Annotated in this window: 7 protein-coding genes and 1 pseudogene; 5 read left to right on the top strand and 3 right to left on the bottom strand. The window is 69.7% G+C overall.

Features of this window, described 5'->3' with window-relative positions:
- Positions 1 to 22 precede the first annotated feature (22 nt).
- The 3 genes from ACIPQB_RS20970 (at position 23) to ACIPQB_RS20980 (ending at position 4657) form a co-directional block, all read left to right on the top strand.
- Positions 23 to 940, top strand: a complete 918-nt coding sequence (locus ACIPQB_RS20970; RefSeq protein WP_446487189.1) for a hypothetical protein — start codon at positions 23 to 25, stop codon at positions 938 to 940.
- A 289-nt stretch (positions 941 to 1229) separates the two neighbouring features.
- Positions 1230 to 3338: a TonB-dependent siderophore receptor gene (locus ACIPQB_RS20975; RefSeq protein WP_446487190.1), complete on the top strand. Its 2109-nt coding sequence runs from the start codon at positions 1230 to 1232 to the stop codon at positions 3336 to 3338.
- A gap of 8 nt (positions 3339 to 3346) precedes the next feature.
- Positions 3347 to 4657 carry a PepSY-associated TM helix domain-containing protein gene (locus ACIPQB_RS20980; RefSeq protein ID WP_446487191.1) on the top strand — a complete coding sequence of 437 codons (1311 nt, stop codon included), beginning with the start codon at positions 3347 to 3349 and terminating at the stop codon, positions 4655 to 4657.
- A 227-nt stretch (positions 4658 to 4884) separates the two neighbouring features.
- Here ACIPQB_RS20980 and ACIPQB_RS20985 read toward each other — a convergent pair.
- Positions 4885 to 7201, bottom strand: a pseudogene (locus tag ACIPQB_RS20985) (FdhF/YdeP family oxidoreductase).
- Positions 7201 to 8016, bottom strand: a complete 816-nt coding sequence (gene fdhD, locus ACIPQB_RS20990; protein WP_446487192.1) for a formate dehydrogenase accessory sulfurtransferase FdhD — start codon at positions 8014 to 8016, stop codon at positions 7201 to 7203. The pseudogene ACIPQB_RS20985 and the gene fdhD overlap by 1 nt, the downstream one beginning before the upstream one ends.
- Before the next feature lie 78 nt (positions 8017 to 8094).
- On the opposite strand from fdhD, the gene ACIPQB_RS20995 reads away from it, so the two are divergent.
- Together ACIPQB_RS20995 and ACIPQB_RS21000 are read left to right on the top strand one after the other, a co-directional pair.
- Positions 8095 to 9765, top strand: a complete 1671-nt coding sequence (locus ACIPQB_RS20995) for an FAD-dependent oxidoreductase (RefSeq protein ID WP_446487193.1) — start codon at positions 8095 to 8097, stop codon at positions 9763 to 9765.
- 67 nt (positions 9766 to 9832) lie between these two features.
- Complete coding sequence (locus ACIPQB_RS21000) at positions 9833 to 11200, top strand: serine hydrolase (RefSeq protein ID WP_446487194.1); 1368 nt, start codon at positions 9833 to 9835, stop codon at positions 11198 to 11200.
- Positions 11201 to 11412: 212 nt separating this feature from the next.
- Here the strand turns inward: ACIPQB_RS21000 and ACIPQB_RS21005 are convergent.
- A partial coding sequence (locus tag ACIPQB_RS21005; RefSeq protein WP_446486817.1) for an EF-Tu C-terminal domain-related protein occupies positions 11413 to 11784 on the bottom strand: 372 nt, incomplete at its 5' end.

The following is an 11784-nucleotide window of genomic DNA, read 5'->3' on the forward strand; positions in this document are numbered from 1 at the left end:
CAATTTTCAAAAGGATATGCCAATGACTGCCATCGCGCCCAAGCCGGACAACGGGGCGAAACGCTCGAACATTTTCAAATCCCTCGCCGCATCTGCCGTTGCAATGCTGGCCCTGGGTTCTAGCGCCTTCGCCGCGGATTTCGCCAACATCGCCTTTCGCGGTCCGACCAACGGCTCCGGCCATATCGGCGTCGACATCTACTGGGCTGATCACGGCGTCAACGACTACAATCCGTGCCATCACAGCAACGACCCCTACTATGCCGCCTGCGCGATGTCCGGAGTGGGAACCGTCAGCTACTACAAGGTGGCGCACTTCTCAGGGGGCTCCAACGACTTTCCCTACGGCATCTTCATCAACAACAGCGACCCGAACTTCTGCAACGGCCAGTCCTATTGCACCACCAGCAACCCCGTCGTCCACGGTTGGGGCAACCTGGTCAACGGCGCCGCGGTCGAGGTCTATCCCTACAACACCAACGGCGCCTACGATCCGGCCACCAACACGCTGGTCGGGCTCCGCGCCTCGATCTCGGGTTTTGGGGTCTTGGCCAACAATGGTCGCTACACCGAGGATCTGGGCTCGGTGACCCTGCCCCAGAAGGGCGCCGTCGGCGTCGGCGCGCTGAACGGCTTCGTCCGCGACCACGGCGTGCTGGTGGGCCAGGAACGGATGAAGATCGACGCCTTCCAGGAGAGCGGCAACATCACCCTGTCCACGACGGGCCGCGCTTTCTATGGTTTTTCGTCCTACCACACCAACGGCGGCGGCTATTACACCACTGGTCCGGTTCCGAACGGCAGGTACAAGATCTATCTGACCGATACAGCGGCCAATAAGAAGATCATTCTCTATCGCGATATTACGATGGACGGCGAGCGGCTTGATTTTGAACTCTCGGACACCTGCTTTGGCCAATCGCCCTGCGATCCTGCCTAACGGGAAATTCTAGAGAGTCTCAGTTCTTCATGAATGCGACAATGAAGTAGACGGCCGCCGGCGGGGCTTCCCCGTCGGCGGCCGTTCGCCTGCGAGCCGCGCATCGACCTTCCGCCGTCGCGCTGACAGGTTCCTGTCGCCGAGCCCCGAGACCGTGTTGTCGGACGTCGCTCGGAACGCTTCAAAAACCGATCCAATCGCAAACGACTCGCATTAGCGCTTGACCATGCGCAGCGCCGTTCCTAAGAGCGTCATTGACAATCATTCTCAAGTACAAGGTAGAGTTCACATGCCTGCTCGCGCCGCGTCGCGCCTGCGCCGCTCCGGTCTGTTCGCCACGACCGTCCTGGCCCTCGCCCCCGCCTGGGACGCCGCGCGCGCCGAGGAGCCGACCGCGGTCAGCCAGGTGCTGGTCGAGAGCGAGCGGAGCAAGCACAGCCAAGGCGCCACGGGCCTGGACCTGAGCCTGCGCGAGACGCCGCAGTCGATCACCGTCATGCCGCGCGACCAGATCCAGGACTTCGCCCTGAACAACGTCAACGAGCTGCTGGCCCTGGCGCCGGGCGTCAATGTCGAGCGGGTCGAGACCGACCGCACCTATTTCAACGCCCGCGGCTTCGACATCACCAACTTCCAGGTCGACGGCGTCGGCCTGCCGCTGATCTGGGGCATCCAGTTCGGCGAGCTGGACACCGCCCTGTTCGACCGGGTCGAGATCGTCCGCGGCGCCAACGGCATGCTGACCGGGACCGGCAATCCCTCGGCGACGATCAACTATGTCCGCAAGCGCCCGACCAAAGATTTCCGGGCCACGGCCTCGGCCTCCTACGGCTCCTGGGACGACAAGCGCCTGGAGGCCGACGTCTCGGGCCCGCTGAACGCCGCCGGCACCGTGACCGGGCGGCTGGTCTACGCCAACGAGGACAAGGACTCCTACCTCGACCACTACAAGGTCAACCGCAACGTCTATTACGGCGTGCTGTCCTGGGACCTGACGCCCCGGCTGAAGGCGACCGGCGGCTATTCGCGGCAGGACAACCTGGCCAACGGCGTGCTCTGGGGCGCCCTGCCGCTGAGCTATTCGGACGGGACACCCATTGCCTATCCGCGCTCGGCCTCGACCTCGGCCGACTGGACCTATTGGGACACCCGCGACCAGAACGCCTTCGCCGAGCTGAGCTACGCCTTCGACAACGGCTGGAGCGCCAAGGCCACCTACACCCACAAGCGCTTCGACGAGAACGCCAAGCTGCTCTACGCCTTCGGCGATCCCGATCCGGACACCGGCCTGGGCGTGGCCGGCATGGTCGGCCGCTATCCCTCGCACTACCGGCAGAACCTCTGGGAAGCCTCGGTCTCGGGGCCCGTCGAGTTGCTGGGCCGCCGCCACGAGCTGGTGCTCGGCGCCAGCACCGCCAAGTCGCACGGCCGCGAATACGAGGACTTCGCCGCGACCTTTCCGGACTATCCGGCGATCGGCGACTGGGACGACCAGCAGGTGGCCGAGCCGGCCTTCCCCGGCGCCTATCTGGCCGCCGACACCCGCGACCGCCTCAACCGCGTCTACGGCGCGGCCCACCTCAACTTCACCGACCGGCTGAAGGGGGTGGTCGGCTTCAACGCCATCGACCTGAAGTCGACCGGCGTCTCCTACGGGGTCGACCAGTCGCGATCGGCCTCCAAGCTCAGCCCCTATGCCGGCCTGGTCTTCGACCTGACCCCCAACATCTCGCTCTACGGCAGCTACACCAACATCTTCAACCCGCAGGTCGAGGTCGACGTCGACAACCGCAAGCTCGATCCCGCCCAAGGCAAGAGCTATGAAGCCGGCCTGAAGAGCGAATGGTTCGGCGGCCGGCTCTACGCCGCCGCCGCGGTGTTCCGTTCCAAGCAGCTGGGCCTGGCCGACTTCGCCGGGACCTTCGGCGAGGGCGACGCCGGCCCGGCCGGCAAGAGCTACTATGTCGGGGTCGACACCACCTCCAAGGGCTACGAGCTGGAGGTCAGCGGCGCGCTCACCGACCGCTGGCGGGTCAGCGGCGGCTGGACCCAGCTGTCGCTGAAGAACCAGGCCGGCGAGGACGCCCGCCTGTTCCTGCCGCGCCGGACCCTGAAGCTGTCGACCACCTACAGCGTTCCGCAGCTGCGCGACCTGAAGCTGGGCGCGGCCCTGCGCTGGCAGGACGACATCTCCACCGTCAACGACGTCGCGACCATCCGGCAGAAGGCCTATGCGGTCGTCGACCTGATGGCCGGCCTGCGCCTCGCCGACCGGGTGCGGGCCACGGTCAACGTCAAGAACGTCTTCGACAAGACCTACCTGACCAGCCTGATGTGGAACCAGTCCTACTACGCCGCGCCGCGCTCGGCGGCGGTGCGGCTGGACTACAGCTTCTGAGGACCGCCATGGACGCGCGCACCCAGGACCTGCCCTCGCCGTTCGCGGCCCCCGCCGCACCGCCGCTGGACAAGACCCGGCCGGGCCTGGCCCTGCGGCCGGTCCTCGGCTTCTTCCACCGCTGGATCGGCCTGTTCATCGCCGGCTTCCTGTTCGTCTCGGGCGCAACCGGGGCGGTGATCTCCTGGGACCATGAGCTGGACGACCTGCTCAATCCGCAGCTGATGCAGGCCCGCACCCCTGGGCCCGCCCTGCCCGCCCTGGACCTGGCCCGGCGCATCGAGGCCCGCGACCCGCGCGTCCAGGTCACCTATGTCCCCCTCGCCCCCGAGCCGGGCGCGACCTTGGCCTTCGGGGTCGCGGCCAAGCGCGACCCCAAGGCCGGCCGGCTGTTCGAGCCCGGCTACAACCAGGTGTTCATCGACCCGGCTACCGGGGCCGAACAGGGCCGGCGCAACTGGGGCGCGGCCTGGCCGATCACCAGGGAGACCTTCGTCTCGTTCCTCTATGTGCTGCACTACAGCCTGCACATTCCGCGGATGTGGGGGATCGACCGCTGGGGCGTCTGGCTGCTGGGGATCGTGGCGGTGCTGTGGACCCTGGACTGCTTCGTCGGCTTCTACCTGACCCTGCCGGCCCGCGCCGCCGTCAAGACCGGGCGCGGCCTCTGGAGCCGCTGGAAGCCGGCCTGGCAGATCAAGACCACCGCCAGCGCCTACCGGATCAATTTCGACATCCACCGGGCCTTCGGCCTTTGGCTGTGGGGGGTGCTGTTCACGGTGGCCTTCACCGCCTTCTCGCTCAACCTCTATAGCGAGGTGTTCTATCCGCTGATGTCGCGGGTCTCGCAGGTGACCCCCGGCCCGTTCGAGCTGCGCAAGCCCGCCCCGCTCGACGCGCCGATCCCGGCGGTGCGGACCTATGGCCAGGTGCTGCAGACCGCGACCGCCGAGGCCCGGCGGCGCGGCTGGCGGGCCCCGGCCGGCGGCATGTTCTACAGCCCCGAATACGGCCTCTACGGCGTCGCCTTCCACGAACCGGGCGGCGACCACGGCGCGGCCGGCGTCGGCCCGCCCTACCTCTATTATGACGGCCGCACCGGCCAGCTGGCCGGGGTGCGCCAGCCCTGGGTCGGCACCGCCGCCGACATCTTCGTCCAGGCCCAGTTCCCGCTGCATTCAGGCCGAATCCTCGGCCTGCCGGGCCGCATCCTGATCTCGGCTGCCGGGCTGGTCGTCGCCGCCCTCAGCGTCACCGGCGTGGTCATCTGGCTGCGCAAGCGAAAGGCGCGAAGGGCGCGGCGCCAGCGGGCGGCGTAGCGGACCGGACGGCGCCGCGGGCCCAGGAACTCATGCCAGCGGCCTTTTATCTCGACCGTTCTCACCCGCGCCGTCATCCCGGGCCTTGTGCCCGGGACCCATGGTTCAGCTGACGGTGAAGCAAAATGGCGCGCCAGCGCGCCACACCCCTGCACCTGCGGCGGACAGATGGGTCCCGGGCACAAGTGGCCCGGGATGACGGTGTGAAGGGAAGCAAGGGGGCAAACTCAAGAGCCGGTGGTATCAAGTGTCCCAGTGTCGCTGGCCGCCAGCCGCACCGGGATGGACTTGTAGGCCGGGGTGCCGCTGCGATGGTCGTGGTCGTCGAGGGCGACCAGGACATTGGCCTCGGGATAGTAGGCGGCCAGGCAGCCGCGCGGGATCTCGCGCTCGACCAGGGTGAAGCCGCGCAGGGCCCGGGTCCCGCCGGGGTCGAAGGCGGCCAGCAGGTCGATGCGGTCGCCGGCCTTCAGGCCGCGGGCGGCGATGTCGTCGGGATGGGCGAAGACCACGTCGCGCCGGCCGAACACCCCGCGATAGCGGTCGTTGGCCCCATAGATGGTGGTGTTGTACTGGTCGTGGCTGCGCAGGGTGGTCAGCAGCAGCACCTGCGCGTCGCCGCGCCGGGCGTCCTGGCCGTCATGGCGATGGACCAGGAACCGGGCCTTGCCGCTGGGCGTGTTCCACACCCGCTGCGACGGCGGCACCGGCAGACGGAAGCCCCCCGGCTGGCGGATCCGTTCGTTGTAGTCGGCGAAGGCCTGCGGGAACACCGCCTCGATCAGGTCGCGGATCCTGTCGTAGTCGGCGGCCAGGCCGTTCCAGTCGACGATGTCGCCGGGCCCGAACAGCGCCGCCCCGATCCCGGCGACGATGGCCGGTTCGGACCTCAGCTGGTCGGAGGCCGGGGCGTTGAGGCCGCGCGAGGCGTGGACCATCGACATCGAGTCCTCGACCGTCACCGCCTGGCGACCGCCGGCCTGCAGGTCGATCTCGGTGCGGCCCAGGCACGGCAGCAGCAGGCTTTCGGTCCCGTGCAGCAGGTGCGTCCGGTTCAGCTTGGTGGCGACATGGACGGTCAGCCCGACCTTCCGGATCGCCGCGAAGGTCCGGGTCGGGTCGGGGGCGGCGACCGCGAAATTGCCGCCCAGGCCGATGAACACACGGGTCTGGCCCGCCTCCATGGCGGCGATGGTCTCGACCACGGTGTGGCCGTGGGCGCGGGGCGACTTGAAGGCGAACACCCGGTCCATGGCGTCCAGAAAGGCGGCCGAGGGCTTTTCCCAGATCCCGACGGTGCGGTCGCCCTGGACGTTGGAATGGCCGCGCAGCGGGCAGATCCCCGCCCCCGGCCGGCCGATATTGCCCTTCAGCAGCAGCAAATTGACCAGCTGCTGCACGGTGCTGGACGACGACCGATGCTGGGTCAGGCCCATGCCGTAGCAGAGGATGGTCGCCTTCGCGTCGGCCGGGTCGCGCCGCCGCCTCGATCTGGGCCCGCGACAGGCCCGACCCGGCCTCGATTTCGTCCCAGGTCAGGGCGTCGAGCACGGCGGCCAGGGCCTCGAAGCCCTCGGTGTGCTCGGCGATGAAGGCGTGGTCCAGCACCCCGCCCTGCTCGGCCTCGAGCGCCAGCACCGCCTTCATCATCCCCTGCACCGCCAGGGCGTCGCCGCCGATGGTCAGCTGGTAATAGGCCGAGGCGATCGGGGTGGACGACAGGGTCGCCATCTCGACCGGGTCCTGCGGCGAGGCGAACTTCTCCAGAGCCCGCTCGCGCAGCGGGTTGAAGGCCAGGATCGTCGCGCCCCGGCGAGCCGCGTCGCGCAGGGTGGTCATCATCCGCGGATGGTTGGTGCCCGGATTGTGCCCGAAGCACAGGATCAGGTCGGCGTGATCGAAGTCCTCCAGGGTGACCGAGCCCTTGCCCATGCCGATCGAGTCCGGCAGGCCGACGCTGGTCGGCTCGTGGCACATGTTCGAGCAGTCGGGGAAGTTGTTGGTCCCGACCCGGCGGCCCAGCAGCTGGAACAGGAAGGCCGCCTCGTTGGAGGCCCGGCCCGAGGCGTAGAACTCGGCCTGGTCCGGATGGTCCAGGGCCCGCAGCGCGTCGGCGGTGCGGGCGAAGGCCTCGTTCCAGGCGATCGGCAGATAGCGGTCGCTGGCCCGGTCATAGGCCATCGGATGGGTCAGCCGGCCCAGGTCCTCCAGGGCGTGGTCGCTCCAGGTCAGGAGCTCGGTCACGGTGTGGGCGGCGAACGCCTCGGGGCCGGCGCGCTTGCTGGTCGCCTCCCAGGCCACGGCCTTGGCCCCGTTCTCGCAGAACTCGAAGGACGAGGCGTGCTTGGGATCGGGCCAGGCGCAGCCGGGGCAGTCGAAGCCCTCGGGCTGGTTGGCGCGCAGCAGGGTCTTGCCGCCCTCGATCACCGTCTCCTGGCCGCTCAGCGCCCCGGCCACCGCCTTCAGCGCCCCCCAGCCGCCGGCGGCCGAGTCATAGCGGCGGATGCCGGGAATTCCAGCGTTGGGCTTGGCGTCATCGGCCATCAGACAAGCTCCGGCGCGGCGTCGAACAGGCGCTCGGCCCGGGTGAACACGGCGTGGCCGTCGGCCCGGGCCAGGGCGACCAGGGTCAGGCCCGCCCCCTCGGCCCGCTGGATCGCCAGGTCGGTGGGGGCCGAGACCGCCACCAGGATCGAACCGCCCATCCGCACGGTCTTCTCGACCATCTCGAACGAGCAGCGGCTGGTGACCAGCACGAAGCCGTCCGCCGCGTCGTGGTCCAGCCGCGCCATCGCCCCGGCCAGCTTGTCCAGGGCGTTGTGGCGGCCGACGTCCTCGCGGACCAGGCGCAGGGTTCCGTCGGGGCCGGCCAGGGCGGCGGCGTGGGTGGCCCGGGTGGCGCGGCCCAGGACCTGGGCGTCTTCGAGGGCGTCCACCGCCCGCTGGACGGCCTGGTGCGAGACTCGGGCCCCATCGGCGACCGCAGGCAGCGGCCGCACGGCGTCGGCCAGGCGCTGCACGCCGCACAGACCGCAGCTGGACCGGCCTTCGAGGGTGCGCGGCCGGGCCTTGCGCTGGATCGTTCCCGGCGCCAGCCGCACGTCGGCCAGCCAGCCCAGCTCGCTCTTCTCGACCGTGACCCCCAGGATGTCGGCGCGGCCGGCGACCGCCTCGGTGATCGTGAAGCCGACCGCCAGGTCCTCCAGATCGGCCGGCGTGGCCATCAGCACCGTGTGCGGCCGGCCGTCGAACGACAGACCCACGGCGACCTCTTCGGGCGCGGCCCGGGCGATGGCTTGGGTCCCGCCTCGCCCGCGCCATTGCGCGGCGGGACGGGTATGGGCGGGGAGACGCTGCATGGCGCCGAACCTAGCGCCGCGCCTGTCCGGCGTCATCGACAATTGCCGCGGGCGCGGACCTGAAGCACTCTGCGGACCATGGCCTCCATCGTCGACACCCGCCGCGATCAGATGTTCCCCCGCCTGGCGACGGAGGAGATCGACCGCATCCGCCGGTTCGGCGACATCGTCCAGGTGGAGGCCGGCGCCAGGCTGGCCCGGGCCGGCGAGCCCTCGCCCGGCCTGATGGTGGTGCTGCGCGGCCGGGCCCGGATCAGCCGCCGCGACGCCCGCGACGAAAGCCACCTGATCGTCGAGCACGAGCCCGGCCAGTTCGTCGGCGAGCTGGCCCAGCTGTCGGGCCGCCCTTCCCTGGTCGACGTCGCGGCCGCGACCGACCTGGAGGCGCTGGTGATCGCGCCCGACCGCCTGCGGGCGGTGCTGGTCGCCGAGGCCGAGCTGGGCGAGCGGATCATGCGGGCCCTGATCCTGCGCCGGGTCGCCCTGATCGAGACCGGGGCCGGCGGGCCGATCATCATCGGCCGGGCCGCCGACGCCGAGGTCATCCGCCTGTCCGGCTTCCTGGCCCGCAACGGCCACCCCTACCAGCAGCTGGACCCCGACACCGTCGACTGCGCCCGGGTTCTGGTCGAGCGCTTCTCGGTCGACGAGGCCGAGCTGCCGATCGTGCTGTGCCCCGGCGGCCAGCTGCTGCGCCGGCCGTCCAACGCCGAGCTGGCCCGCTGCATCGGCATGGTCGGCAAGCTCGACGCCGACCGGCTCTATGACGTGGCCGTGGTCGGGGCCGGTCCGGCCGGCCTGGCCACCGCCGTCTACGCCGCCTCCGAGGGCCTGTCGGTGCTGGTGCTCGACACCCGGGCGTTCGGCGGCCAGGCCGGGGCCTCGGCGCGGATCGAGAACTATCTGGGCTTCCCGACCGGCGTCTCCGGCATGGCCCTGATGGCCCGGGCCTATAACCAGGCCCAGAAGTTCGGCGCCCACCTGGCCATCCCCGACGAGGTCGCCACCCTGGACTGCGAGGGCGAGCCCGGCGAGAGCGGCGGCCCCAGCCGCTACCAGCTGACCCTGGCCAGCGGCGAGACCACCAAGGCCCGCACCGTGGTGATCGCCAGCGGCGCACGCTACCGGCGGCTGGAGGTGCGCGACCTCGACCGCTTCGAGGGCAGCTGCGTGCATTACTGGGCCTCGCCGCTGGAGGCCAAGCTGTGCGCCGGCCAGGAGGTGGCCCTGGTCGGGGCCGGCAACTCCGCCGGCCAGGCGGCGGTCTATCTGGCCAGCCAGGTGGCCAAGGTCTGGCTGATCGTGCGCGGCGAGAGCCTGGCCGCCAGCATGTCGCGCTACCTGATCGAGCGGATCGCCAGCCTGCCCAATATCGCGGTGATCGTCCGCAGCGAGATCGTCGAGCTGGAGGGCGAGGCCGGCCAGCTGCAGGCCGTGCGCTGGCGGCGGCTGGACACCGGCGAGGAGACCCGCCGCGCCATCAGCCACCTGTTCCTGTTCATCGGCGCGGCCCCCAACACCGGCTGGCTGACCCAGTGCCAGGTCGAACTCGACAACCATGGCTTCGTGCGGACCGGGGCCGACCTGGGGCCCGGCCACCCGACCCTGCAGACCAGCCGCCACGGGGTGTTCGCCATCGGCGACGCCCGGGCCGGCTCGGTCAAGCGGGTCGCCGCGGCGGTCGGCGAAGGCGCCCAGGTGGTGGCGGCGATCCACGCCTATCTGTCCGAGCCGGTGACGGGAGCGTAGAGCCGCTGGGAGCGGTTGCCAGCACACCCTCAAGCTGCAAACATCGGGGCGAACCTTTGGGGGCGTCATGAAGATCCTGTTCTCGACGATCGGCGCGGCCGGTCTGCTCGCCGCCGCCTCGGGCGCCCTGGCGGCGCCGCGGGCCTGCGCCCCCGCCGACTATGTCGCCCAGGCCCGGGCGCTGATCGCCCCCTACCTGGAGGCGCAGAGCTTCAGCGGCGCGATCCTGGTGGCCCGCGACGGCGCGCCGGTGCTGCGCGAGGGCTTCGGCGCCGCCGACCGCGAATGGGATGTCGCCAATACGCCGGACACCAAGTTCCGCCTCGGCTCGATCACCAAGCAGTTCACCGCCACGGCGATCCTGCAGCTGGCCGAGCAGGGCAAGCTGTCGGTCGACGATCCGATCTCGAAATATTACGCCAACGCCCCGCCCGCCTGGTCGAAGGTGACGATCAAGCACCTGCTGACCCACACCTCCGGCATCCCCAGCTACACCGGCCTGCCCGGCTTTTTCGAGAAGAGCTCCCGCTCGCCGCTGACGCCGGACGGGATCATCAAGCTGACCCGCGACCTGCCGCTGGAGTTCGAGCCGGGCGCGAAATACGCCTATGACAACACCGGCTACATCCTGCTCGGCTATGTCATCGAGAAGGTCTCGGGCGAGCCCTATGCCGACTATGTCGGCAAGCACATCTTCACGCCGCTGGGTATGAAGGACAGCGGCTATGACGTCAGCGGCGTGATCCTGCGCCACCGGGCCTCGGGCTATCAGGGCTCCAAGGACGGCTGGAAGAACGCTGACTATCTGGACATGACCCTGCCCTATGCGGCCGGCTCGCTCTATTCGACCGTCGACGACCTGCTGGTCTGGGACCGGGCCCTGGCCGACGGCAAGATCCTGACCCCGGCCTCGCGCCAGGCGATGTTCACCGATTACGGCCACCAGTACGGGTTCGGCTGGAAAGTCGACGCCGACGCCGGCCATGAGCGGGTCGGCCACGGCGGCGGGATCAACGGCTTCTCGACCGGGATTTCCCGCTATCCCAAAGACGGGGTGGTCGCCGTCGCGCTGGCCAACTATGGCGCCTCGCCGTCCAACTACCTCGCCGAAACCCTGGCCGGGCTGTGCGCGGGGACCTATCATCCGCCCAAGGCGATCGCCCTGCCGGCCGCGACCCTCGACCGCTATGTCGGGGCCTATGTCCTGTCGCCGACCTTCACCCTGACCGTCACCCGCCAGGGCGACCAGCTGATCACCCAGGGGACCAACCAGGGGCCGGTGCCGTTCTACCCCAGCGCGCCGGGCGAGTTCTTCGCCCGCATCGTCAACGCCAGGATCAGCTTCACCCAGTCCGGCGACGCCCCGGCCACGGCCCTGGTGCTGCACCAGGGCGGCAAGGACCAGACCGCCCCGAGGGCGGCGGCCAAGCCCTAGGCGCTGTAACTTCTCCTTCCCCCTTGAGGGGGGAAGGTGGCCTGCGAAGCAGGTCGGATGGGGGTGAACGCGCAGCGTTCTTCTCGCCGCCAACTCAGCAGTCACCCCCATCCCCAGCCCTTCCCCCCTCAAGGGGGAAGGGAGAAGAAAAGCAAAAGGCCCCGGGTTTCCCCGGGGCCTTCGCTAAGTCAGCTGCAGTCAGAACGCCGAGACTACTCGACGATCTTGGCCACCACGCCGGCGCCGACGGTGCGGCCGCCTTCGCGGATGGCGAAGCGCAGCTTTTCTTCCATGGCGATCGGGGTGATCAGCTCGACGTCCAGCTCGGCGTTGTCGCCCGGCATGATCATTTCCACGCCTTCGCGCAGCTTGATGATCCCGGTCACGTCGGTCGTGCGGAAGTAGAACTGCGGACGGTAGTTGGTGAAGAACGGCGTGTGGCGGCCGCCTTCTTCCTTGGTCAGGATGTAGGCTTCGGCCACGAACTTGGTGTGCGGGGTGATCGAACCCGGCTTGCACAGCACCTGGCCGCGCTCGACGTCTTCGCGCTTGGTGCCGCGCAGCAGCACGCCGACGTTGTCGCC

The sequence above is a fragment of the Caulobacter sp. LARHSG274 genome (assembly GCF_052871235.1).

Bases quoted from the DNA above. Each gene is read 5' to 3' on its own strand.
- ACIPQB_RS20970 (WP_446487189.1), top strand. From the start codon at position 23: ATGACTGCCATCGCGCCCAAGCCGGACAACGGGGCGAAACGCTCGAAC.
- ACIPQB_RS20975 (WP_446487190.1), top strand. From the start codon at position 1,230: ATGCCTGCTCGCGCCGCGTCGCGCCTGCGCCGCTCCGGTCTGTTCGCC.
- ACIPQB_RS20980 (WP_446487191.1), top strand. From the start codon at position 3,347: ATGGACGCGCGCACCCAGGACCTGCCCTCGCCGTTCGCGGCCCCCGCC.
- fdhD (WP_446487192.1), bottom strand. From the start codon at position 8,016: ATGCAGCGTCTCCCCGCCCATACCCGTCCCGCCGCGCAATGGCGCGGG.
- ACIPQB_RS20995 (WP_446487193.1), top strand. From the start codon at position 8,095: ATGGCCTCCATCGTCGACACCCGCCGCGATCAGATGTTCCCCCGCCTG.
- ACIPQB_RS21000 (WP_446487194.1), top strand. From the start codon at position 9,833: ATGAAGATCCTGTTCTCGACGATCGGCGCGGCCGGTCTGCTCGCCGCC.